At 66.9% G+C, this 23,153-nt stretch carries 26 protein-coding genes; 16 read left to right on the forward strand and 10 right to left on the reverse strand.

Going from position 1 to position 23,153, the window contains the following annotated elements; translation table 11 throughout:
• Positions 1-713 (forward strand): transketolase-like TK C-terminal-containing protein (locus QC821_RS16505; RefSeq protein WP_309723838.1); only part of this gene is annotated, 713 nt, incomplete at its 5' end.
• A gap of 7 nt (positions 714-720) precedes the next feature.
• On the opposite strand, the gene QC821_RS16510 is transcribed toward QC821_RS16505, so the two are convergent.
• Together QC821_RS16510 and QC821_RS16515 are read right to left on the reverse strand one after the other, a co-directional pair.
• The gene (locus tag QC821_RS16510) at positions 721-1,731 is read right to left on the reverse strand and encodes a LacI family DNA-binding transcriptional regulator (protein ID WP_309723840.1); all 1,011 of its coding nucleotides are present in this window, start codon (positions 1,729-1,731) and stop codon (positions 721-723) included.
• A 182-nt stretch (positions 1,732-1,913) separates the two neighbouring features.
• The gene (locus QC821_RS16515; protein ID WP_309723842.1) at positions 1,914-2,870 is read right to left on the reverse strand and encodes a sugar-binding transcriptional regulator; all 957 of its coding nucleotides are present in this window, start codon (positions 2,868-2,870) and stop codon (positions 1,914-1,916) included.
• Between the two features lie 115 nt (positions 2,871-2,985).
• Between QC821_RS16515 and QC821_RS16520 the strand changes: the two genes are divergently transcribed.
• Positions 2,986-3,741, forward strand: a complete 756-nt coding sequence (locus tag QC821_RS16520; protein WP_309723844.1) for an SDR family NAD(P)-dependent oxidoreductase — start codon at positions 2,986-2,988, stop codon at positions 3,739-3,741.
• A gap of 1 nt (position 3,742) precedes the next feature.
• Here the strand turns inward: QC821_RS16520 and QC821_RS16525 are convergent, their stop codons facing one another.
• Positions 3,743-4,300: an NUDIX hydrolase gene (locus QC821_RS16525; RefSeq protein ID WP_309723845.1), complete on the reverse strand. Its 558-nt coding sequence runs from the start codon at positions 4,298-4,300 to the stop codon at positions 3,743-3,745.
• A 126-nt stretch (positions 4,301-4,426) separates the two neighbouring features.
• Between QC821_RS16525 and QC821_RS16530 the strand changes: the two genes are divergently transcribed.
• The 3 genes from QC821_RS16530 to QC821_RS16540 are packed head-to-tail and all read left to right on the forward strand — an operon-like array spanning position 4,427 to position 6,079.
• Positions 4,427-5,080: a CoA pyrophosphatase gene (locus QC821_RS16530; protein WP_309723847.1), complete on the forward strand. Its 654-nt coding sequence runs from the start codon at positions 4,427-4,429 to the stop codon at positions 5,078-5,080.
• Positions 5,081-5,085: 5 nt separating this feature from the next.
• Positions 5,086-5,421 carry a hypothetical protein gene (locus QC821_RS16535; RefSeq protein WP_309723849.1) on the forward strand — a complete coding sequence of 112 codons (336 nt, stop codon included), beginning with the start codon at positions 5,086-5,088 and terminating at the stop codon, positions 5,419-5,421.
• Positions 5,422-5,428: 7 nt separating this feature from the next.
• Positions 5,429-6,079, forward strand: a complete 651-nt coding sequence (locus QC821_RS16540; protein WP_309723850.1) for a 2OG-Fe(II) oxygenase — start codon at positions 5,429-5,431, stop codon at positions 6,077-6,079.
• 9 nt (positions 6,080-6,088) lie between these two features.
• Here QC821_RS16540 and QC821_RS16545 read toward each other — a convergent pair whose 3' ends face one another.
• The 4 genes from QC821_RS16545 to QC821_RS16560 all read right to left on the reverse strand — a co-directional run bounded on the left by QC821_RS16545 (position 6,089) and on the right by QC821_RS16560 (position 9,691).
• Positions 6,089-6,529: a YtoQ family protein gene (locus QC821_RS16545; protein ID WP_309723852.1), complete on the reverse strand. Its 441-nt coding sequence runs from the start codon at positions 6,527-6,529 to the stop codon at positions 6,089-6,091.
• Between the two features lie 56 nt (positions 6,530-6,585).
• Entirely contained in the window at positions 6,586-7,563 is a 978-nt protein-coding gene (locus QC821_RS16550) for a lipid A deacylase LpxR family protein (protein WP_309723854.1), read from the reverse strand.
• A 23-nt stretch (positions 7,564-7,586) separates the two neighbouring features.
• Positions 7,587-8,342 carry a MipA/OmpV family protein gene (locus QC821_RS16555; RefSeq protein WP_309723855.1) on the reverse strand — a complete coding sequence of 252 codons (756 nt, stop codon included), beginning with the start codon at positions 8,340-8,342 and terminating at the stop codon, positions 7,587-7,589.
• A gap of 269 nt (positions 8,343-8,611) precedes the next feature.
• Positions 8,612-9,691 (reverse strand): NAD(P)-dependent alcohol dehydrogenase, encoded by a 1,080-nt coding sequence (locus QC821_RS16560; protein ID WP_309723856.1) that lies wholly within the window; start codon positions 9,689-9,691, stop codon positions 8,612-8,614.
• 233 nt (positions 9,692-9,924) lie between these two features.
• Between QC821_RS16560 and QC821_RS16565 the strand changes: the two genes are divergently transcribed.
• From QC821_RS16565 to QC821_RS16585, 5 genes are all read left to right on the forward strand, one after another.
• The gene (locus tag QC821_RS16565) at positions 9,925-10,596 is read left to right on the forward strand and encodes a helix-turn-helix transcriptional regulator (protein ID WP_309723857.1); all 672 of its coding nucleotides are present in this window, start codon (positions 9,925-9,927) and stop codon (positions 10,594-10,596) included.
• A 62-nt stretch (positions 10,597-10,658) separates the two neighbouring features.
• Positions 10,659-11,297 carry a glutathione S-transferase family protein gene (locus QC821_RS16570; RefSeq protein ID WP_309723859.1) on the forward strand — a complete coding sequence of 213 codons (639 nt, stop codon included), beginning with the start codon at positions 10,659-10,661 and terminating at the stop codon, positions 11,295-11,297.
• 97 nt (positions 11,298-11,394) lie between these two features.
• Positions 11,395-12,162 carry a class I SAM-dependent methyltransferase gene (locus tag QC821_RS16575; protein ID WP_309723861.1) on the forward strand — a complete coding sequence of 256 codons (768 nt, stop codon included), beginning with the start codon at positions 11,395-11,397 and terminating at the stop codon, positions 12,160-12,162.
• Positions 12,163-12,232: 70 nt separating this feature from the next.
• Complete coding sequence (gene argC / locus QC821_RS16580; RefSeq protein WP_309723862.1) at positions 12,233-13,180, forward strand: N-acetyl-gamma-glutamyl-phosphate reductase; 948 nt, start codon at positions 12,233-12,235, stop codon at positions 13,178-13,180.
• Between the two features lie 121 nt (positions 13,181-13,301).
• Positions 13,302-14,195 carry a DMT family transporter gene (locus tag QC821_RS16585; RefSeq protein WP_076746827.1) on the forward strand — a complete coding sequence of 298 codons (894 nt, stop codon included), beginning with the start codon at positions 13,302-13,304 and terminating at the stop codon, positions 14,193-14,195.
• Positions 14,196-14,208: 13 nt separating this feature from the next.
• Here the strand turns inward: QC821_RS16585 and QC821_RS16590 are convergent, their stop codons facing one another.
• A complete protein-coding gene (locus tag QC821_RS16590) occupies positions 14,209-14,997 on the reverse strand; it encodes an SDR family oxidoreductase (protein WP_309723864.1) in 789 nt (262 codons plus the stop codon).
• A 65-nt stretch (positions 14,998-15,062) separates the two neighbouring features.
• Positions 15,063-15,947, reverse strand: a complete 885-nt coding sequence (locus QC821_RS16595; protein ID WP_309723866.1) for a LysR family transcriptional regulator — start codon at positions 15,945-15,947, stop codon at positions 15,063-15,065.
• A 102-nt stretch (positions 15,948-16,049) separates the two neighbouring features.
• Between QC821_RS16595 and QC821_RS16600 the strand changes: the two genes are divergently transcribed.
• Entirely contained in the window at positions 16,050-16,475 is a 426-nt protein-coding gene (locus QC821_RS16600) for a VOC family protein (protein ID WP_309723867.1), read from the forward strand.
• Positions 16,476-16,484: 9 nt separating this feature from the next.
• On the opposite strand, the gene QC821_RS16605 is transcribed toward QC821_RS16600, so the two are convergent.
• Positions 16,485-17,387, reverse strand: coding sequence for an AraC family transcriptional regulator (locus QC821_RS16605; protein WP_309723869.1), 903 nt, complete (start codon positions 17,385-17,387; stop codon positions 16,485-16,487).
• A 189-nt stretch (positions 17,388-17,576) separates the two neighbouring features.
• Between QC821_RS16605 and QC821_RS16610 the strand changes: the two genes are divergently transcribed.
• The 5 genes from QC821_RS16610 (at position 17,577) to QC821_RS16630 (ending at position 23,144) form a co-directional block, all read left to right on the forward strand.
• Complete coding sequence (locus QC821_RS16610) at positions 17,577-18,641, forward strand: NAD(P)-dependent alcohol dehydrogenase (protein WP_309723871.1); 1,065 nt, start codon at positions 17,577-17,579, stop codon at positions 18,639-18,641.
• A 106-nt stretch (positions 18,642-18,747) separates the two neighbouring features.
• Positions 18,748-19,215: a (2Fe-2S)-binding protein gene (locus tag QC821_RS16615; protein WP_309723872.1), complete on the forward strand. Its 468-nt coding sequence runs from the start codon at positions 18,748-18,750 to the stop codon at positions 19,213-19,215.
• Positions 19,212-21,530: a xanthine dehydrogenase family protein molybdopterin-binding subunit gene (locus QC821_RS16620; RefSeq protein WP_309723873.1), complete on the forward strand. Its 2,319-nt coding sequence runs from the start codon at positions 19,212-19,214 to the stop codon at positions 21,528-21,530. The genes QC821_RS16615 and QC821_RS16620 overlap by 4 nt, the downstream gene beginning before the upstream one ends.
• A 2-nt stretch (positions 21,531-21,532) precedes the next feature.
• The gene (locus QC821_RS16625; protein WP_309723875.1) at positions 21,533-22,516 is read left to right on the forward strand and encodes an XdhC family protein; all 984 of its coding nucleotides are present in this window, start codon (positions 21,533-21,535) and stop codon (positions 22,514-22,516) included.
• A gap of 1 nt (position 22,517) precedes the next feature.
• A complete protein-coding gene (locus tag QC821_RS16630; RefSeq protein ID WP_309723877.1) occupies positions 22,518-23,144 on the forward strand; it encodes a nucleotidyltransferase family protein in 627 nt (208 codons plus the stop codon).
• Positions 23,145-23,153: the final 9 nt, after the last annotated feature.

Here is a 23,153-nt window from a genome sequence, read left to right on the forward strand (position 1 = left end):
GCGCGACCTTCCTGACCTTCATGGAGTACATGCACAACGCCGTGCGCATGGCGGCGATCATGAATCAGCAGGCGATCTACGTCTTCACCCACGACTCCATCGGCCTGGGCGAGGATGGCCCCACCCACCAGCCCATCGAACAGCTCGGGGCACTGCGCTCGACGCCCAATCTGGCGACCTGGCGCCCCGCCGATGCGGTGGAGACCGCCGCCGCCTGGGATGCCGCCCTCAAGCGGCATAGCGGCCCCACCGCGCTGGTGCTGTCGCGCCAGAACCTGCCCCACCAGCAGCGCGACAAGGCACAGCTGGCCAATATCCAGCGCGGTGGGTACGTCCTCAAGGACAGCCAGGGCACCCCGGAGCTGATCCTGATCGCCACCGGCTCCGAGGTTGGCCTGGCCATGGACGCCGCCGCCGAGCTGGAGGCCAAGGGCCGCGCCGTACGCGTGGTGTCGCTCCCCTCCACCAGCACCTTCGACGAGCAGGACGCCGACTACCGCGAGAGCGTGCTGCCGCGCAGCGTGACCCAGCGCATCGCCATCGAAGCCAGCCATGCCGACTACTGGTACAAGTATGTGGGACTGGATGGCCACGTGATCGGCATGCGCACCTTCGGTGAATCCGGCAAGGCGGAAGACCTCTTCGCCCACTTCGGTTTCACCGTCGACCAAGTGGTCGCCGAGGTCGAGAGGGCGATGCGCGACACATGCTGACGACGAGTCAGTTGTCGCCTGAGGATATCAGTGTGGCGGAGATCACGACCTCACGGCCAGTGGCCGTGGGGTCCTCGATCTGTTCAAAGAGCATGCGGAACGCCTCGTGCCCTAAGCGGTAGGTGTCATGGGCAGCACAAGGCACTGATACTTCGAAGATGTCGGCATAAGGCAAACGATCAACACCCACTACCATCACCTCATCCCGGGACACACGGGCATCATGCAGGGCGCGCATGGCGCCCAAGGTAATCAACTGATTGAAGCCAAAAACGGCGTCGGGGAGCTTACCCTGGCGTAGGTAATCAGCCATGTCACGGTAGGCTGGCTGCAGGGTGTAGTCCCCGGGGCGCTGTTCCACCGTGAGAGAGACTCCCGCTGCGTCAAAGGCTGTCTTTAGGCCGCTCAGCCGGTCTTGGGTGATACGCGATCCACGCGGGCCCGTCAAAGCCAGCACCCGGCGAATATCCTTCTTCACCAGCAGCTCACCAAGCAGACTCCCGGCAAGGCGGTTGTCCAGCACCGCACGGCTGAAATCCGGCACGTTCAAGGTGCGATCCAGCATTACCACTGGCAAGCGGGTAGCACGCAACCGGTCGAGATACGCGGGGCGATAGTCGGCAGCGTCGGAGACGGGCGAGAGGATGATTCCAGCCACCTGATAACTGAGCAGGGTTTCGATCGCCACTTCCTCCCGCTCCGGCGAGCCATCGGTATCGATCAGCATGATGGTGTAGTCACGCTCCTCGGCCGCACGGGAAACTGCCTTGATCACCTCACTGTAGAAGGGATTATCCACGCTAGCCGTGACCAGGCCGATCAGTCTATTCTTGCGACTCCGCAGATGGCTGGCAAAGGCATTCGGTACATAGCCCAGTTCCCTTGCAGCAGCCAGTATCTTCTCACGTGTTTCTGGCTTGACCTTATCGGGTTTATTCAAGGCACGCGACACCGTCATGTTGGTCAGGCCTACATGCCTGGCAATATCGGTAATCGTTACCTGGCTGCGTTTAGTCATGTACTACCCGTATGTCAAGACGCTAGATTGATATGGTAACTGAAAAGCTTTATTCGCGTGCTCAGTTCCGTCAGTCACCTGGCAGGCGGTGAACCTCATGGCAGTGCCGAGCAAACAACGAGGTAGGCACGTAAAAGTCATAGAGCTCTTGCTCGCTCTGGCCTTATCCCTGGTAAGTGAATTCAGGCAAACCGGGTATCGACGATATGCCTTGCCGCCAGCTGATCGGTGACCAGTCCCCTGAGCCAGCCACCGCGCAGCGCGGCGAGAATCGCCGGTGCCTTTTCGCGTCCCCCGGCCAGCGCGACGATCGGCTGGCTGCGGAACATCTCCAGCGGCAGGCTGGTGACGCGACGGGTGATCGAACACTCGACCACCTCGCCGTCGGCGGTCATCGGCCAGCCCAGCAGCTCGCCTACCGCCTGCATGCCGAGCAGTTCGTCGAGCTCAGCCTCGGAGATGAAGTGATCCTGGAACAGCGTGGCCTGTCGGTCGATGCGCCCTACCCCGATGAACGCCGCCTCGGCCTCCAGGGCGACCTGGGTGATGGCCTGGAACAGCGGCTGCTGCTGCAGCGATGCCTTCTCCTCCACCGTGCTTGCCACCACCGGCGAGGGCAGCAGGAAGCGCTGGCCGCCGGTCTTGTCGGCCAGCACCATCACCCCGTCGTAGCGGTTGGAGGAGCCGTCGCGAGCGACGTTGCCAACCAGCGATACGAAGCGGTGCTGGGGGCGCTCGATGCGGCTTAGCGCTTCCACGGTGGCGCGCACCGAGCGGCCGGTGCCCAGCGACAGGGTCAGCGGCTCGCTGCGCTCGACCAGCCGAGCTACCCGCTCGGCGCCGGCCACCGCCAGGTAGTAGGCAGCACCTTCCGGGGCGCTGGCCTCGGCCGGCACCACGTCGCAGTAGTCGAGCCCGAAACGCTCGCGAATGGCGCTGGCCAGGGTCATGCAAGCGGCGATAGGGTGATCGATGTGCACCTTGATCAGCCCCTCCTGGCGCGCCAGCGCCAGCAGCCGCTGCACTCCCGGGCGCGACACTCCCAGCTGGCTGGCGATCTCGTCCTGGGTGATGCCGCCAACGTAGGACATCCAGGCGGCACGCGCCGCCTGATCCAGTTTCACCTCGAACTTGTCCACGGATCGATAACCCTCTAGGCCGGTGGATGCTTTGTCGTCATCATACAAAGCTGACCGATATCCACAACGCGCCAATGGTGCCAAGCACCGGCGCCCAGTAAACGAGGAGTCCTGTATGCCTATCGCCCTGATCACCGGCGCCACCTCCGGCTTCGGCCGCGCCACCGCCTATCGCTTCGCCGAGGCCGGCTGGTCGCTGATACTCACCGGCCGGCGCAGCGAGCGGCTGAAAGCACTCGAAAGCGAGCTTGGCACCAAGGTCGATATCCTTACCCTGACCCTCGACGTGCGCGACGCCGAGGCGGTAAAAGCCGCCATCGACGGCCTCGATGCCCGGTGGCGCGAGATCACCTGCCTGGTCAACAATGCCGGCCTGGCGCTGGCCCTGGAACCGGCCCAACGCGTCGATCTCAACGACTGGCACACCATGATCGACACCAACATCACCGGCCTGGTCAACGTGACCCACGCCGCGCTGCCGCTGCTGATCGCCACCGGCAAGGGCGCCAGCATCGTCAATATCGGCTCGGTGGCAGGCAGCTACCCCTACCCTGGCAGCCATGTCTACGGCGCCACCAAGGCTTTCGTGCAGCAGTTCAGCTACAACCTGCGCTGCGACCTCAAGGGCAGCGGCGTACGCGTCACCGACGTCGCCCCGGGCCTGGCCGAGACCGAGTTCATGCTGGTCCGCTCCAAGGGTGATCAAGAGGCCTCAAAGGCGCTCTACGACGGCGCCAACCCGCTGCAGGCCGAGGATATCGCCGCCCAGGTGTTCTACGTCGCCACCCTGCCCGAGCACATCAATATCAACCGCCTCGAGATCATGCCCACCAGCCAGAGCTGGTCGCCGTTCAGCATCGAGCGGGAGTGATTCAGGCCGAGCCGAAGTAGCGCTCGCGGTCCTCGGCGGTGACGTCGCTGATATGCAGCGGATAGACGCCGTCGCGGCGGTCGCTATAGAAGTGGCGCAGGGTGCGCTCGATGGTCGGGAAGGCCAGCTCGTCCCAGGGGATCTCGTGTTCCTCGAACAGCGCTACCTCGAGGCTCTCCGGACCGGCGTCGAAGCCGCCCTCGAGATCGGCACGGAACATCATGTAGACCTGGTTGATATGCGGCAGGTTGATCAGCGTGTAGAGGCCATGAATGGCCACCTCGGCGCAGGCCTCTTCGCGGGTCTCGCGGGCCGCCGCCTCGACGGTGGTCTCGGCGTTCTCCATATAGCCCGCCGGCAGCGTCCAGTACCCCTTGCGCGGCGAAATTGCGCGGCGGCACAGCAGCACCCGGCTGCCGCTAACCGGCAGGGTGCCGGCAACGATACGCGGATTCTGGTAGTGGATGGTGCCACAGGCGTCGCACAGGTAGCGCGGGCGGTCATCGCCCTCGGGAATCGCGAAGCGGACGGTCTGGCCACAGTGGCTGCAGAAGTTCATGGTTCTCCTTCATGGCGCGAGTCAGGCCAGCGGCGGCGCGGCGTAGAGGGCAACTCACCGTTGGGCGCAGCGCCTTGACGCCTGTGCGGGAGCTGGGTACAACACATGAAACCCAGCGGATGCCCCATGTTAGAGAAACTGCGCGAGCGCCTGCAAGCACACCGACCTCAACGCCTGACACTCGCCATGCCCGAGGCGGCGGTGCTGATCCCGATCGTGACCCGGCGTGAGCCGACGCTGCTGTTCACCCGCCGCGCCGACCACCTCAACACCCATCGCGGCCAGGTAGCCTTTCCCGGCGGCAAGCGCGAGCCCCAGGACCGCGACCTGCTGGACACCGCGCTGCGCGAGTCCCAGGAGGAGATCGCCCTGCCGCGGGGGCAGGTCGAGCTGCTCGGCCAGCTCAGCGAGGTGGTCTCGCTGCACGGCCTCAAGGTCACCCCCTACGTGGGGCTGATCCCGCCGGATCTGCCGCTGACCCCGGATCCCAACGAGCTGGATGCGATCTTCGAGGTACCGCTGGCGCTGTTTCTCGACGACTGCCGCAGTCACACCGACGTGATCACCGTCGATGGCCGCCCCTACTTCGTGCCCAGCTACCAGGCCCAGGGCCAGGTGATCTGGGGCCTCTCGGCGATGATGCTGGTGGAGCTGCTCAGCGAAGGCTTCGGCTGTCCGGTGAGCCTCGACCGCGCCCCCGAGGGCAGCATGCTGCGACATCGCGCACCGCGACGCGGGCCGCGTCAAACACCATCATCCACCCACCACCAACAAGACTGAGCCGTATGACCCAAGCCGTTCTGATCAGCCTCGCCGTTGCCGCCCTGCTGGTGTGGTTCTTCATGCGTACCAAGGCCAAGGGCTTTCAGCTGATGCGCTGCGCCCTCTATCTACAGAACCTTCAGGAGGTCATCGAGGGCCACCCCGGCGACGACGACCTGGTGATTACCCAGGAGCAGGCCGAACAGGCCTACCAGACCGCCCGCGAGGAGTTTGCCGGCATGGCCACCCGCCAGGGGCAGGCCTACTGCGTGCATGTCACCCAGGCCCAGCTCAAGGCCTATGGCAACAAGAAGAGCGTGATGCTGGCCCGCGCCCGCGCCCATGGTTTCCCGGAGTGAAGACGCCATGAACCGCCCCGCCTTCGACCCGCAGCGGCTGGCGCCGCTGGTCGATGCCCTGGTTGCCCAGGGCTGGTTCGTGGGCGAGGCGTTCATCGACGCCGAGCTGTGCCAGGCGCTGTTCGCCGAGGTCAGCCAGCTTGCCGAACTCGACGCCCTGGCTGCCGCCGGTATCGGCCGCGGCAGCGAGCACCACCTGCGCCGCGACGTGCGCGGCGATGCCATCCACTGGCTCGACCGCCAGAGCCTGGCCCAGCGCCGCTACCTGGCGGCCATGGGCGACCTTCAGCAGAGCCTCAATCAGGCGCTCTATCTCGGGCTGTTCGAATTCGAGGCACACTTCGCCCGCTACCCGCCGGGCAGCTTCTACAAGACCCATGTCGACAGCTTTCAGGGCCGCGCCAACCGGGTAGTCTCCACGGTGCTCTACCTCAACCCCGAGTGGCCCACCGACGGCGGCGGCGAGATGGCGATCTACGCCAGCCAGGACTCGCAGCGAGAGGTCGCTCGAGTGCGCCCGGAGGCCGGCACCTTCGCCTGCTTTCTCTCCGAGACGGTGCCCCACGAGGTGCTGCCGACCCGCCTGCCGCGGGCCAGCATCGCCGGCTGGTTCCGACGCAACGCCTCGCTGGGCGGCCGGATCGACCCGGCAAGGTAGGTATTGGCCTCAGGCCTTGAGCACGTAGCGCAGGATCTCGACCACCTGGTCGGTGCTGGTGGCCCAGGCCATCGCCTGGGCGTCGACCTCCTTGAGCGGGTGCACGATGTCTTCGCCGTGCAGGGTCACGTAGGGCTTGCCCAGCGCCGCGCAGTAGCCGGCATCGAAGGCCGCGTTCCACTGCTTGTACTTGTCGCCAAAGCGCACCACTACCAGGTCGCTCTGTTCAATCAGGGTCTTGGTACGGATCAGATTGACCTTGGAGGACTTGTGGTCGCGCCAGAACGGCTGGCTCTCCTCACCCAGGTGGTCGCCGGCGGCATCGCTGGTGGCGTGGTCGGTCACCGCCGAGGTGAATACCACGTCGAGGCCCAGCGCCTCGGCGCCGCGCTGGATCTCATCGCGCCAGTCGGTGTGGATCTCGCCGGACAGGTAGACGTAAAAGCTCATCGGGGGCTCCATGGCATGACAAAAGGTCGGCCATCATAGCCCAGCGAGGCAGACGATCAAAAATCCCGCGACAGGGTCACGGCACCGAACACGTCGTGGCTGGTCTGGCCCTCGAACTCGTGGCTACGCCGCACCGCGGTGTAGCTCAGCTGCCAGGCGTCCCAGGCCAGCGCCGCGCCCCCCACCAGATCGCCGACCCATTCGCGGCGCTCCACCGAGTGGCTGCTCTTCACGGTGTTGCCGTCGAGGGTCAGGTTGTGGGCCATGTAGTAGCCCTCGATGCTGGCGAACAGGTACCAGCGCAGCCCCGAGCGCTGGGTGAACGCCTGGCGACCGCCCGGATTGGGCGTGACCGTGGGAATACCCGCGGCATCATCGCCGAAGCGCACCCCGTACCCGCCGCTGGCGTAGGTATAGAGGTTGCCCAGCGCCAGCCCCGCGCTGGGGCCATGGGCCAGGGTCTTGCCGGCCAACGGCGACTCGTGCCACCACTGGCGGCGCAGCGTGGCGTTGACGATCGGCTCATCGGCGAGCTGGTTGTCCCAGCCCCGCGGCCGGTCGCTGCGCGAGAAGCGGTGCGCCTCGCGCTGGATGCGCTCGGCCTGGGACGAGCGCCCCACCATGCCCACGTCGAGGTGCAGATCGGTGGCCTGGCGCCAGTCGCCGCGCGCCACGTCCTCGTAGAACGACACCCCGCCAAACACCAGCCCGGCATAGGGGCGGTCCTCCTCGATCAGCCCACGCTGCTCAATGTCATCCGGGGTATAGATCTGGTGGATCAGCCGGTAGGCTACCGCATCGGCCTGGCCGATCAGCGTATCGGGCAAGCGCGCGGCAACCCGCTGGCTCCAGTGCTCAGCGTCAGGCCGAAACGTCCAGTTGAGTTCGACGCCGCTGGTGAAGTGGCCATCGTCGCTGCTGGCCAGGAAGTCGTTTTCTACCTTGAGGGTAAAGGTGCCGTTGGCGGCGGCCGTCACAGGCAGCGCCGCCAGGGCTGCCGCTGCCAGCCAGCAGCAGAGTCTGCGATAGGTCATGTCTCGATCCTTGAGCATGCGAGTTAGAAACGGTAGCTGAGGAAGACCCCGGCTACCGGCTGCAGCGCATCGCCGAGGTCGTCGACAATGGGGCTGTCGGCGGCGTCACCGCTCAGGTAGGTAACGCCAGCCAGTGCGGTGAGCGACCAGGCCGGGGTCAACGCGTAGTTGATGGTGCCGCTCAGCCCATAGCGCAGGTAGCCGCTGCCGGGGTCATAGGCTTCAACCCCCGAGCGCGCGCTATCGTCGGCCGAGACGCCAAACATCGAACGCGTCCAGCTCGCGCTGGAGTAGCTCACGCTGGGGCCAAGGGTAACGAAGGTGCGCGCGTCGAGGGGCGCTCGCCAGCTGGCGCGGGCCTGCCATTCCGAGCCATTGACGTCACCGCTGACCGCCGACTCCCCGGACAAGCTGTAGCGCCACGCCCCCTGGTCGTAGCTGACGCGCAACCCCAGGGTGGCACCGCCGTCGACCTCCTCGAACGCCGCCAACTCGCCGCGATTGTCGCGACCGAAAGCATAGCCGAGATAGGGTGACACCACCCAGTTGCCCTCCCTCACCGCGTTCCAGCCAAGGCCTTCACGCGGATTGAAGTAGAACGCATCGCCGTAGCGCAGCTCCAGCGAGGGCCAAACCCGGGTGCGAAAATCATCGCTGCCCAGGTACTCCGGCGTTACCAGCACGCCGGCGCCGACGCTGCCCTGCCACGGGCTTTCCGCCATGGCCGGCGTCGCCGCCAACCCCACTGCTGCCACCGCCCACCATCCGCGCATCACCATGTGATTTCCTTGCAGTTATCGTCACAATTTAGCAAACATTTTTGATTGTATGTAATTGTGCAGTGACAGCGCAAGCATCGCGTGGCCGCCTTGCGCACGACGGCGCCATCTCACTGCTCGATACGGCGGATATCCCGGCAAGGGTTGCCGGCGGCGAAAACGTCGGCGGAAAATAGGGTGCGTGGAGGGCTTGCCTCCCTGCGGTGATAGCGGACCAAACGCCTGCGGGCGGCACTCGGCCGCCCGCACTGTACTGCCTAAGAGTATCCTCAGCCCGCCTGGATCGCTACCTTGAGCACACCATCGCGCTGGTGAGAAAACAGCTCGTAGGCGTCGACGATATCTTCCAGGGCGTAGCGGTGGGTGACCATGGGGCCAAGATCGAGGCGGCCGGCGGCGATGATGCTCATCAGCCGGCGCATGCGCTCCTTGCCGCCGGGGCACAGCGAGGTGACGATCTTGTGGTCGCCGAGGCCGGCGCAGAAGGCCCCCAGCGGGATGGTCAGGTCCTCGGAGTAGACGCCGAGGCTCGACAGGGTGCCGCCGGGCTTGAGCACGCGCAGCGCGGACTCGAAGGTTTGCTGCAGGCCGAGCGCCTCGATGGCGGCATCCACGCCGCGCCCGCCGGTCAGTTTGAGGATCTCCTCGACCACGTCGACCTTACGGAAATCCAGGGTCACGTCGGCACCCATCTGCTTGGCCATGGCCAGGCGCTCGTCGACCCCGTCCACCGCAATGATCAAGCCCGCGCCGCGCAGCCGCGCGCCGGCGGTGGCACACAGGCCGATCGGGCCCTGGGCGAACACCGCCACCGTGTCGCCAATCTTGATGCCCGCCGCCTCGGCGCCGGCGAAGCCGGTGGACATGATGTCCGGGCACATCAGCACCTGCTCGTCGCTCAGGCCGTCGGGCACCGGCGAGAGGTTGGCCTGGGCGTCGGGTACCAGCAGGTACTCGGCCTGGGCGCCGTCGATGGTATTGCCGAAGCGCCAACCGCCCATCGGCTTGTAGCCGTGGCCGTGGTGGCCGCCATCCTGGGCGCAGCAGTCGTCCTGGCAGGCGTAGGAGGTAAAACTCGGGCAGATCGCGCCGGCGATCACCCGCTGTCCTTCGCGGTAGCCCTTGACGTTGGCGCCGAGCTTCTCGATCACCCCCACCGGCTCGTGGCCGATGGTCAGGCCACGCTCCACCGGATACTCGCCCTTGAGGATATGCACATCGGTGCCGCAGATGGTGGTGGTTGTCACGCGCATCAGGGCGTCGTTGGGGCCAATCTCGGGGACTGGCTTGTCGTCGATCTCGATGCGGCCGGGCTCGACGAAAATGGCGGCTTTCATCATGGCGGGCATGGGGCAACTCCTCTGTGACGTGAGTCAGGGCACACCACCATCAAGCCACACGCCAGCGCCACGGATATTGCCCTGGATCAAGCCCGGGCGTTACGTTCAGGAATACCCCCAGAGCGACTGCATATCGAGCCTGAGCGACACGTCAGGCTGCTCAGCATGAGCCCGAGGCGCTATGCTGCTTCAGCATGCCACCGGGGAATGGAGCCCTCATCGCCATGTCGCGAACAATGCGTATGTTCGACCTGATGCAGTTGCTACGTCACCATCGGCGACCCGTGAGGGGCCAGCTGCTCGCCGAGCAGTTGGGCGTGTCGCTGCGCACCCTGTACCGCGACATCGCCGATCTCAAGGCGATAGGGGCCCAGATCGACGGCGAACCCGGTCTGGGCTATGTGCTTCAACCGGATTTCATGCTGCCACCCCTGATGTTTTCTGCCGACGAGGTGGAAGCCCTGGCACTGGGACTGACATGGGTCGAGCGCCGGGCAGACAGTGAATTGGCTGCTGCCGCTGCCGAGGTGCTAGCGAAAGTCTCGGCAGTACTGCCACGCGAACTGCACCTCCGCCTGGAAGATCAAGCCCTGCTGGTCGGGCCGGGCTGGGATAAACCCCAGGCGGTCGCATTGCGGGACCTCCGTCAGGCCATCCGCGAGGAGCGTAAGCTGCAGATCGACTACCACGACGAAGCCGGCAGAGCCTCGACTCGCGTCGTCTGGCCGGTCAGCCTGACCTTCTTCGAGTCGAGCCGCATCCTCGCAGCCTGGTGTGAGCTGCGCCATGACTATCGGCATTTCCGCACCGACCGCATCGCAGCGGCCACAACGTTGCCGGAGCACTATCCACGCCGGCGCTATCTGCTCCGACGCGAATGGCTGGCGACGCTCCCCTCACCCGCACCCTGCTGACAATACCTGTCAGCCGGTTCGCCTATGCTGGAAGCTCCCTCAACGGCTGACAGGAGTCGATCATGCAAACAACCATCACGTTTTACACCAATCCCTTCTCGCGCGGCGGCATCGTGCACTGGATGCTGGAAGAGATCGGGGTCCCCTACCGAGTGGAATATCTTGAATACGGTGCCTCGATGAAGGCGCCGGACTACCTGGCGATCAACCCGATGGGCAAGGTGCCTGCCATCCAGCATGGCGAGGTCGTGGTCACCGAGGCGGCGGCAATCTGCGCCTATCTTGCCGACGCCTTTCCCGAGGCCGGCTTGGCTCCCCCACCGGCGAATCGGGGCGACTACTACCGCTGGCTGTTCTTCGCCTCCGGACCACTCGAGGCCGCCATCGGCCTCAAGAGCTGCAACCTGGAGATGACCCCCGACCAGGAGATGCAGCTAGGGTGCGGGCGTATCGAAACGGTCCTGGACGTACTGGCCGACGCGGTGCGGGGGAAACACCATATCGCCGCCGACCGCTTCTCGGCAGCGGACATCTACGTTGGCAGCCATATTGGCTGGGGCATGCAGTTCGGCACCATCGACCGACGCCCCGAGTTCGAGGACTATTGGCAGCGACTGGAGCAACGACCTGCTCACCGCAGCAGTATGCAGCAGATCGAAGCGGCAATGGCCAAGTACCCGCTACCCAGCGCCATGACCTGAGTTGGTGCAAGGCCTCGAATCGGCGGCTATTCGGCGTAGTCAGCTTTTCTGCGTAACTGCTATATTGCCTCGACCACACTGCCGACGAGACTGGGCCATGACCAAACCGCCGCACGACGCTCCGGGCCAGCATTGGAACGCCGACGATTACGCACGCCACGCCGACTTCGTGCCCACCCTGGGGAGTGACGTGGTCAAGCTCCTGGCGCCCCAGGCCGGCGAGCGTATCCTCGACCTCGGCTGCGGCGACGGCGCCCTCACCGAGCGCCTGGCCAAGCTCGGCGTCGACGTTCTTGGCGTCGACGCCTCCGAGGCGATGGTCGAGGCGGCCCGTGAACGGCGTATCACCGCCCAGGTGATCGACGCTCACCAGCTGCCGTTCGACCACGAGTTCGATGCCGTCTTCAGCAACGCCGCGCTGCACTGGATGCTCGAGCCCCAGGCAGTGATTGCCGGGGTCAAGCGCGCGCTCAAGCCCGGCGGTCGCTTCGTCGCCGAGTTCGGCGGCCACGGCAACGTCGCCGCCATCTGCACCGCACTGCTGGCCTCGCTGCAGTTCCGCGGCATCAGCGCCCGCGGCCGCCACCCCTGGTACTTCCCCACCGCCGAGGAGTACCGCCGGTTGCTGGAGAACGCCGGCTTCCGGGTCGAGGAGATCGCACTGATACCGCGCCCAACAGCGCTGCCCACCGGCATGGCCGGCTGGCTCGAAACCTTCGCCAATCCCTTCCTGCACGGTCTCGACGAGGACGTGCGCGAGGCGATTCTGGAGAACACCCTGACGCTGCTCGCGCATAGCCTGCGCGATGACACCGGCCACTGGAGCGCCGACTATGTGCGCCTGAGAGTACGTGCCCGGGTGTGACAAGACGCCGCGAAATCAGCACAATATCGGCTCGATTTCTCGATTCGACCCAAGCGAGGCACTCCAGGGCATGGCATTCAAGGTCTACGTAGACGGGCAGGAAGGCACCACTGGCCTGCGGCTGTTCGAATACCTCAACGCACGCACCGACATCGAGCTGCTGCGCATCGACAGCGACAAGCGCAAGGATCCGACCGAGCGAGCGCGCCTGCTGAATGCCGCCGACGTGGCCTTCCTGTGCCTGCCGGACGACGCCTCCCGCGAGGCCGCGGCGATGGTCGACAACCCCGATACCTGCCTGATCGACGCCAGCACCGCCTTCCGTACCGACCCCACCTGGGTCTACGGGCTGCCCGAGCTGGCACCTGGCCAGCGCGACGCGATCCGCGCCAGCAAGCGCATCGCCAACGTCGGCTGCCACGCCAGCGCCTTCATCCTGCTGGTACGCCCGCTGGTCGACGCCGGCCTGCTGCCGCCCGACTACCCGCTCTCGGCCTTCTCGCTGACCGGCTACAGCGGCGGCGGCAAGCAGCTGATCGCCACCTACGAGGCCGACCGCGACGGCCGGCTGCAGGCACCGCGTCCCTATGCCATGGGCCTGGCCCACAAGCACCTGCCGGAGATGCAGCAGCACGGCCGGCTGGCCCAGCCGCCGGTGTTCTCACCGGTGGTCGGCCCCTTCCTCAAGGGGCTGGCGGTCACGGTGCCGCTGCAGTGCTCGCACCTGAAGCGCGGGGCCAGTGCCGAGCAGCTGCTCGATACCTACCGCGAGCGCTATGCCGGCGAGCCCTTCGTGCGCGTCCACGGCGTCGACGACATGGCCAACCTCGATAGCGGCTTCTTCGACGTCCAGGGCAGCAACGAGACCAACCGCGTCGACCTGTTCGTGTTCGGCAGCGCCGAGCGGCTGTGCCTGGTCTCGCGCCTCGACAACCTCGGCAAGGGCGCGGCCGGCTCCGCGGTACAGAACATGAACGTCCACCTCGGCCTAGACGAGAGCATCGGGCTCGACGCCTGACCCGCTGATTCGGTTCGTCACTCGGGCCGCGGAGATTACGCCGCGGCCCAGTCGTTAGCGCGCTTTCTTTCTCACCGCGCGGGTCGTAAGCTGAGTCGTTTCCGATTCACAAGGACACCGCATGTCTCCCGCCGATACCCTGCGCCTGCTGCTGCTCTCTTCGCTGTGGGGTCTGTCGTTTATCTTCATGCGCGTGGCGGTGCCCGAGTTCGGCCCTGTCCCGCTGGTGCTGGTGCGCATGGGCATCGGCGCCCTGCTGCTGATGCCGCTGCTGCTCGGGGCGCGCTACCTGAGCCTGGTGTGGCAGCACAAGCGTCAGCTGTTCCTGCTCGGCTTCGTCAACCATGTGCTGCCGTTCTGCCTGCTGGCGCTGGCCACCACTCGGCTGGAGGCCGGCTTCACCTCGCTGATCAACGCCACCACACCGATCTTCACCGCGCTGATCGGCGCGCTGTTCTTCACCACACCGGTGCGCCGCCAGCAGTACCTGGGGCTGGCGCTGGCCTTCGTCGGGGTCTATGTGCTGTCGGCCAATCGGCTCGATTTCGCGCTGGGCGGCGATGGCTGGTTCATTCTCGCGGTGCTGGGTGCCACCTTCTGCTACGGCATCGCCGGCAACTACTCCAAGACCCACCTCTCGCACCTACCCGTGCGGGTGCTGGCCGCGGGCAGCTCGGCGATGTCGGCGCTGATCCTGCTGATCCCCGGCTTGCTGCTGTGGCCCAGCGAGCCGATCAGCGGCCTGGCCTGGGCCAACGGCCTGGCGCTGGCGGTGCTAAGCACCACCGTGGCCTTCCTGCTCTACTTTGGGCTGCTCTCCAGCGCCGGCGCCACCGCCGCCTCCACGGTGACCTTTCTGGTTCCGGTCAGCGCCCTGCTGTGGGGCTATCTACTGCTCGGCGAAGTGCTCAGCGTGCAGATCCTGATCGGCATGGCGATCACCCTGACCGGCACCGCCGTGGCCACCCGCATGGTGCGCTTCAGGCGGCGGGTCGTGCCGACGCCGCCGCCCTAAAGGGCGCCGACACTCAGAAGGTGCCGGGATAATTACCCCCATCGATGAGCAGATTCTGACCGGTGATATAACTCGCCTGGGCACTGCACAGGAAAGCGCAGTAGCTGCCGAACTCTTCGGCAGTGCCAAAGCGCTGGGCGGGAATCGCCTGGGCGCGCTTTTCACGCACCGTCGCCAGCGGCTCGCCGGAGGCGGCCGCCAGCTTGTCGAGGGTGCCGGCCAGGCGCTGGGTATCGAAGGCGCCGGGCAGCAGGTTATTGATGGTGACATTGCTGCCGGCCAGCTGGGGCTGGCGGGCCAGACCGGCGACGAAACCCGTGAGGCCGCAGCGGGCACCGTTGGAGAGCCCGAGGATATCGATGGGCGCCTTGACCGCCGAGGAGGTGATGTTGACCACCCGCCCGAAGCCGCGCGCAGCCATGCCGTCCACCGTGGCCTTGATCAGCTCGATGGGCGTGATCATGTTGGCGTCCACCGCACCGACCCAGTCGTCGCGCTGCCAGTCGCGAAAATCTCCCGGCGGCGGGCCGCCATTGTTGTTGATCAGGATGTCCACCTGCGGGCAGGCATCGAGCAGCGCCGTGCGCACCTCAGGGGTGCCGATATCGCCGGCGACGCTGCGCACCTCGATGCCGGCGTTGAGCTGTCGCAGCTGCTCGGCTGCCGCCTCGAGCTTGTGCGGGTCGCGCGAATTGATGGCCAGATTGACGCCTTCCCGCGCCAGCGCCGCGGCACAGCCGAAACCCAAACCCTGGCTGGCTGCACAGACAATGGCCCAGCGGCCGGCTATGGCTAGATCCATGTTGCTCTCCTGTCGTCGTCATGGGGGTAGCACTATCGCTAGCCGAGCCTGCACCTCAACACCGCCTAGCGACAATTATCCTTTGCACTAACCGCCTGCTCGATCAGCTCGGCCAGCGCCCAGGCCGGCTCGCTGATCTGGCCGGTGGCGCGCTGCACCAGGCCGATGTCGCGATGGAAGGTGTCGGCGCCGAGATCAATGGCGCGGACCCCGGCGGGCCAGTGGCGTAGCGCCGCGGTCTCCGGCACCAGCGCCACGCCGACGCGGTTGGCGACCAGCTCGACGATGGCCTCGAGTTCGTCGACTTCGCACACCTCTCGCACGCCGAGGCGCCGTTCGCGCAGGAAGCGTTCGACCTGGCGACCGCCGAAGGAGGCGCGGTCGTAGCGCACGAAGGGCCGGTCGCTCAAGCACTCGCGCCAGTCGCTGCCGGCCTGGCCGGCGGGCACCAGCAGGCGGAAAGGTTCCCTCGCCAGCGTCGTCCAGCGCAGGTCGCTCTGCAGCGAGAACGGCGGCCGGATGCTGACCGCCATGTCGAGTTCGCCGGCATCGACCAGATCCACCAGCTGCATCGAGAGCCCCGGCATCACTCGCGTACGGCAGCCAGGGAAGTGGCGATGAAAGCGTGCCAGCACGCCGGGCAGCAGGCCGCGCTGCACCGAGGCAATCGCGCCGATGGAGACCAGCGCCGCGGCGGCCGGGCCAGCGTCGTCGGCGCCCAGGCTGGCATAGAGCTTGACCAGCTCCTGGGCCTGCAGCAGGGTGTGGCGCCCGCGGGCAGTGAGCCGCGCGCTGCGTCCGTGGCGCTCGAACAAGGCAACGCCCAGCGCCGCTTCCAGGCGCTTCATCTGGGCGCTCACCGCGGCCTGGGTCAGGCCGATGCGCTCACCGGCGGCGGCGAAGGTGCCGACCTCGGCCACGGCGATGAAGGTCTGCAGCTCACGAAGCATTCATCAATACTCTTTGTGTTTCTAACAAATATATATTGATTTTATTATGACTTCGCCTCTCCTAGGCTGTAGCTGATCCACTACATCCCACAGGAGCCGACCATGAGCCTCTCGCCCTTCCATCTGGCCATTCCCGTTCACGACCTGCCCGCCGCCCGCGCCTTCTACGGCGAAGTCTTCGGCCTGGCCGAAGGCCGCTCCAGCGAGCAGTGGGTCGACTTCGATTTCTACGGCCACCAGCTGGTGATCCACGAGCACCCCAAGACCTCCACCCAGGAGAGCGCCCACACCAATCCCGTCGACGGCCACGACGTACCGGTGCCGCACTTCGGCATCATCCTCGAGTGGGATCAGTGGGAGGCCCTGGCCGAGCGCCTGCGCGGCCGCGACACCCCGTTCGTGATCGAGCCCTATGTGCGCTTCAAGGGCGAGGTCGGCGAGCAGGCCACCATGTTCCTGCTCGACCCCTGCGGCAACGCCCTGGAGTTCAAGGCGTTCAAGGACATGAGCCAGCTGTTCGCCAAGTAACCCGCGCCGTCACGACACCTGCAGCGCACGCTCCTCGCGGCGGTGCTGCAGCGGCGAGGCGCCGAAGTAGCGTTTGTAGTCGCGGCTGAACTGCGACACGCTGCGATAGCCCACCGCCGCCGCGGCTCGATTGACGTTGCAGGCCTCCTGCATCAGCAGCTGCTGCGCCTTGATCAGGCGCAGCCGTTTGACGTACTGCAGCGGCGATGAGTGGACGATCTGCTTGAAGTGCTGGTGAAACGTCGACAGGCTCATGTTGGCCTGTCGGGCCATCTCCTCCACCGAGATGTCCTCGGCGTAGTGCACCTGCAGCCGCGTCAGCACCTGCACGATCCGCGCATAATGGCCCTGATGCAGCACCAGGGCGCGCAGCGCCGGCCCCTGCTCGCCCTTGAGCGCCTCGAACACCACCTCGCGCACTCGCGCCTCGCCCATCGCCGCCGCCGCACCGGGCTCGTGCAGGCTCTCCAGCAGACGCACCACGGCGCCGTGCATGCCCGCCGCCATCGGCACCGAAGCCATCGGCACCGGATCCGCTGCGCTATCGTCGACCAGCGACTCGCCCATCGCCGTTACCAGCTCGCCGAGCAGGGTCGGCTCCAGGCGCACCGACACGCCAAGCAGCGGCGCCTCAAGGCTGGCGTGGGTCTGGCACTCGAAGGGCAGCGGCAGGGTCTGGACCAGATAGTGGCCGGGGCCGTAGTGGATCTCCCGCGCGCCGAGATAGCCCACCTTCTGGCCCTGGGCGACGATGATTAGGCTCGGGTCGTAGATCAGCGGCGCCGGCCCGTGGGCGCGATGCATGGCCATCAGCGACACGCCGGGCAGCGGCGTCGCGGTGTAGCCGTCGCGCTCGATCAGTGGCGCCAGCAGGTCGACCAGTGGGTCGGGCAGCGTCGATGATGGCGGCATGACAAGCTCCTCGTAGCAGCAGTATCAGCGAATTATGCCAATTTTTGGCAGCTGTGGAGCCCCCGGGGCCAGGCTTCTGGAGAAATAAGCAAAAACCCCGGAGAAACGACGGTCGTACCCTGCCCCCGATCGGCCAATAATACCAACATGGCCTCGCCACGAGGCATGACCGATCGAGAGGAGATGTACATGAGCCAGACCCACGCCTATGCCGCCTACGCCGGCGACCAGCCGCTCGCCCCCTTCACCTTCGAGCGCCGCGCCCCGCGCCCCGACGACGTGGCCATCGAGATCCTCTACTGCGGCGTCTGCCACAGTGACCTGCACTTCGCCCGCAACGACTGGGGCATGACCACCTTCCCCCTCGTGCCCGGCCACGAGATCGTCGGCCGCGTCACCGCGGTGGGCAACGCGGTGACCCAGTTCAAGGCCGGCGACCTGGTCGGGGTGGGCTGCATGGTCGACTCCTGCCACCACTGCCAGGCCTGCGAGGACGGCGTCGAGCAGTTCTGCCTCAACGGCTTCACCATGACCTACGGCAGCGAAGATCGCCAGGACGGCACCCTGACCCAGGGCGGCTACTCCGACAGCATCGTGGTCAGCGAGCACTTCGTGCTGCGCATGCCCGAGGGGCTCGACCCGGCCGCCGCGGCCCCCATCCTGTGTGCCGGCATCACCACCTACTCGCCGCTGCGCAAGCACGGCGTCGGCGCCGGCCACAAGATCGGTGTGATCGGCATGGGTGGTCTCGGTCATATGGGCGTCAAGCTGGCCAAGGCGCTGGGCGCCGAAGTCACGGTATTCACCCGTTCAGAGGCCAAGGTCGAGGAAGCCAAGCGCAACGGTGCCGACCATGTGGTGGTCTCCGGCAACCCGGCGCAGATGGAGGCCGTGGCCGAGACCTTCGACTTCATGCTCGACACCGTGCCGGTGCAGCACGACCTCAACCCCTACCTGGCGGCGCTCAAGTACGATGGCACCCATATCCTGGTGGGACTGCTCGATCCCATCGAGCCCGCCATCGAGGGCTTCAACCTGGTGTTCAAGCGCCGCGTGCTGGCCGGCTCGCTGATCGGCGGCATCGCCGAGACCCAGGAGCTGCTCGACTTCTGCGCCGAGCACGGCATCACCTGCGATATCGAGATGCTCGATATCCACAATATCAACGCGGCCTACGAGCGCATGGAGAAGGGCGACGTGCGCTACCGCTTCGTCATCGACATGGCCACCCTGAAGGCTGATCAAGCCGCCTGAACGGGCCAAGCGATGCCCGGCAATGAGCGCGGGCATCGACTACCCTTGCCAGGACATGCGCATTAGCGCAGACCCACACAATAACGACGCTGTAAGGAGATAGCGCATGATCACCCTGACAATCAACGGTCAGCAGCACGAGCTCGACGTGCCCGACCAGATGCCCCTGCTGTGGGCGCTGCGCGATGTGGCGCGGCTCACCGGCACCAAGTTCGGTTGCGGTATCGCCCAGTGCGGCGCCTGCACCGTGCATCTCGACGGCGAGGCGGTGCGCTCCTGCGTCACACCGGTATCCCAGGCCCAGGATCGCGACGTCACCACCATCGAAGGCATCGCCGATGACGCCGTTGGCAGCCGCGTACAGCAGGCCTGGCTCGAGCTCGGCGTCGCCCAGTGCGGCTACTGCCAGAGCGGCCAGATCATGGGCGCCTCGGCCCTGCTCAAGCAGACGCCGTCACCCAGCGACGCACAGATCGTCGAGGCCATGGACGGCAACCTGTGCCGCTGCGGTACCTACTCGCGTATCCGCCAGGCGATCCAGCGCGCCGCCGAGCATGGGGAGCAGCAGGCATGACGACCCTCAACAACACGCTGCTACTGGCCAACGTCAGCCGTCGCCACTTCCTCAAGGGCCTGGCCGCCGGCGGCGCCCTGGTCATCGCCGCCCGCTGGGCGCCGCTAAGCGCCGACGAGCAGACAAGCTATGGCGCCGAGGCCATGCCCCACGGCTGGGTCGACGACCCCAACGTCTTTATCCGCATCGACGAGGATGGCACGGTCAGCGTGGTCAACCACCGCGCCGAGATGGGCCAGGGCATCCGCACCAGCCTGGTGATGGTCGCCGCCGATGAGCTGGGCGCCGACTGGCAGCGAGTGCGGGTCGAACAGGCCCCGGGCGACGAGCAGACCTACGGCAACCAGAACACCGACGGTTCGCGCAGCATGCGCCACTCCTTCGACCCCATGCGCCGCGCCGGTGCCGCGGCGCGCCAGATGCTCGAACAGGCCGCCGCCGAGCAGTGGGAAGTACCCATTGATGAGTGCCAGGCCGGCGTGCATGTGATCGTTCACACCCCCAGCGGCCGCGAACTCGGCTTCGGCGAGCTGGCCGCCGCGGCCAGCCAGCTGGCGGTGCCGGAACGCGACAGCCTGACGCTCAAGCCCCGCGACGCGTGGCGCTACATCGGCCGTGACAATGTCCGCGACGACGCGCCGCTGGCCATCGACGGCGAGGATATCGTCACCGGCCGCGCCCACTACGGCGCCGACGTGCACCTCGACGACATGCTCTATGCGGTAATCGCCCGGCCGCCGGTCTACGGCGCGCAGCTCGCCAGCGTCGACGACTCGGCGGCACTCGACGTCCCGGGTGTGGTGCGCGTGATCAAGGTGCCGGGAACCGGGCAACCGGGCGGCTTCGCCCCGCTGGGCGGGGTGGCGGTACTCGCCGAGAACACCTGGGCGGCGATCCAGGGCCGCGATGCGCTCGAGATCGAGTGGGACCTGGACGTCGCCGGCGACAACGCCGACTACAGCAGCCCTGCCTACCGCGAGGCGTTGGAACAGGCCGCCACCGAAGCCGGCCGCGTGATTCGCGAGCGTGGCGATGTCGACGCCGCCCTGGACGACGCCGAGCAGCGCCTCGAGGCGACCTACTATATGCCGCACATGGCCCAGGCCCCCATCGAACCGCCCGTGGCGCTGGCCCGGCTGGTCGACGACAAGGCCGAGGTGTGGGCGCCGGTGCAGCATCCCCAGGCCGCCCGGGAGGGCGTCGCCGAGCAGCTCGGCATCCCGCTCGAGGATGTCACCATCAACGCGACCCTGCTGGGCGGCGGCTTCGGTCGCAAGTCCAAGCCCGACTTCATTCTCGAGGCCAGCTACCTGAGCCAGGCGCTGGACGGCCGCCCGGTGCGCGTGCAGTGGACCCGCGAAGACGACCTTCACCACGCCTACTTCCACGCCGTCTCGGTGGACCGCCTTGAGGCCGGCCTCGACGGCGAGGGCAAGGCGCTGGGCTGGCGTCACCGCACCCTCTCGCCGAGCATCGCCTCGCTGTTTGCCCCCGACCCGGAGCACAAGCAGGACTTCGAGCTCGGCATGGGCTTCACCCCGGTGCCCTTCGATATTCCCGCCATGCGCCTGGAGAACCCCGACGCCTCGGCGCATGTGCGCATCGGCTGGTTCCGCGCCGTCTACAACCTGCCCCACGCCTTCGCCATCCAGAGCTTCGCCGCCGAGATGGCCGATGCCGCGGGCCGCGATCATCGCGACTATCTGCTCGAGCTGCTGGGGCCGGCGCGCCAGATCGACCCGCGCGACGTCAACGACACCTGGAACTACGGCGAAGACCCCGACCGCTACCCCATCGATATCGGCCGCCTGCGCGGGGTGATCGAGCGCGCCACCGAGGCGGCCGAGTGGCAGCGTGAGCGCCCCGCGGGTCGCGGCCTGGGGCTGGCCGTGCACCACAGCTTCGCCGCCTACGCCGCGGTGGTGTTCGACGTGGAGGTCAACGACGACGGAGACGTGACGATTCATAGCGCCGATATCGCCTTCGACTGCGGACCGCAGATCAATCCGGAGCGCATTCGTTCACAGATGGAAGGCTCGTGCATCATGGGCATCGGTATCGCCCTGCACAGCGAGATCAGCGCCGATCAGGGTCGCATCGAGCAGGACAACTTCCACCAATTCCAGATTCCGCGCCTCTCCCACACCCCCCGCGAGATCCGCGTGCACCTGATCAACGACGACCCCGAGATACCGCTGGGCGGCGTCGGCGAACCAGGCCTGCCGCCGGTGGCACCGGCGCTGTGCAATGCGATCTTCGCCGCCACCGGCAAGCGTATCCGCCGTCTGCCGGTCGGCGATCAGCTGGCGGGGTGAGCATGCAGCACCTCGACCTGCAGGTGATCGAGCGGGCCCTGGGTTGGGCCCGCGATGGCGAAAGCGTGTGGCTGTGCACGGTGCTGGCCACCTATGGCTCGTCGCCCCGCGCGCCGGGGGCGCTGCTGGCGGTGTGCGGCGACGGCCGGCAGGTCGGCTCGCTGTCCGGGGGCTGCGTCGAGGAGGACTTCCTCGAACGCCTGCAGCGCGGTGAGTTCGACTCAGCCGTGACCACCCTGCGCTACGGCGGGGGCAGCGGCAGCGTCGATGCCCCCGGCGTCAGCCTGCCGTGTGGCGGCACCCTCGACGTGCTGGTCGAGCGCCTGGCAGCGGACGCCGAGACCCTGGTCCATCTGGAGGTATTCCACGCCACGCTGCTCGGGCAGCGCGGGCTACTGCGCTGCGTCGATCTCGACTCCGGACGCAGGCACTTCCTCAGCGATGACGGCACCGGGCCGAGGGTGGTACGCGACCCGCAGCGGCGCACGGTCCAGCTGCGCATCGGCCCCGCGGCGCGGCTGATCATCGCCGGCATCTCACCGGTCTCGGAGGCCTGCGCCCGGTTTGCTCTGAGCCTCGGCTTCGAAGTGATTGTGTGCGACCCCCGTGACGAGCAGCATCGCGACATCGAGCTCGACGGGGTCGAACTGCAGCGGGTGCTGCCGTCGCAGTTCATCGCCTCTGGCGCCTGCCATGCGGCCACCGCCGTCGTCGCCCTGACCCATGACCCGCGTATCGACGACCTGGCGATGATCGAAGCGGTGCGCACGCCGGCGTTCTATATCGGCGTGATGGGCTCGCGGCGCACTTCTGACGCGCGCGCCGAGCGCCTGCGCCGTTCCGGCGGTCTCAGCGACGAGGAGGTTGCCCGCCTGCACATGCCCATCGGCCTCGACCTGGGCAGCAAGGCACCCGCCGAGATCGCCCTGGCGGTGATGGCCGATATCCTGCGCGTGCAGCGCGGCAAGGCCCGCGATGAGCTATGAGATGAACGGTGAGTCGCCCCGCGCCAACGCCTGCGTGGCGATCATCATGGCCGCCGGCTATTCGCGGCGTTTCGGCGCCCATGACAAGCGCAGCGCTCCTCTGACAGGTGAACAGACTCTGCTGGCCGCGACCCTGGCGCGTGCTCAACAGGCCTTTGCCCTGCTGCGGGTGGTGCTGCGCGAAGACGACGACCCGCACGCCCTGGGGCTAGCCGCGACCACGCCGATCATCCGCGCTCCCCGCGCCGAGCGCGGCCTGGGCGCGAGTCTCGGCGATGCCATCGCCGCGCTTGGCCGCGACCCCGAACTGGCCGACGTTGCCGCCGCCGCCGTACTGCTCGGCGATATGCCGGCGATCTCCCCCGCCACGCTGAGGCGCCTGCAGGACCACGCCGATGCCGCAACGATTCTGCGCCCCTGCCATGCCGGCCGACCCGGCCATCCGGTGATTTTTGGCCGGGAGATGTGGTCCGAGCTGGCATCGCTGGACGGCGACCAAGGCGCCCGCGAGATCATTCGCCGTCACCGCCACTGCTATCGGGAGATCGCCGTCGAGGATGGCGGGGTCTGTCGGGATATCGACACCCCCGCCGAGCTGGAGGGCTTCATGGGGCAAGCTCGCCGCTAAGCGATGTGC

This window comes from Franzmannia qiaohouensis (assembly GCF_031451695.1).
GTDB classification, from domain to species: domain Bacteria; phylum Pseudomonadota; class Gammaproteobacteria; order Pseudomonadales; family Halomonadaceae; genus Franzmannia; species Franzmannia qiaohouensis.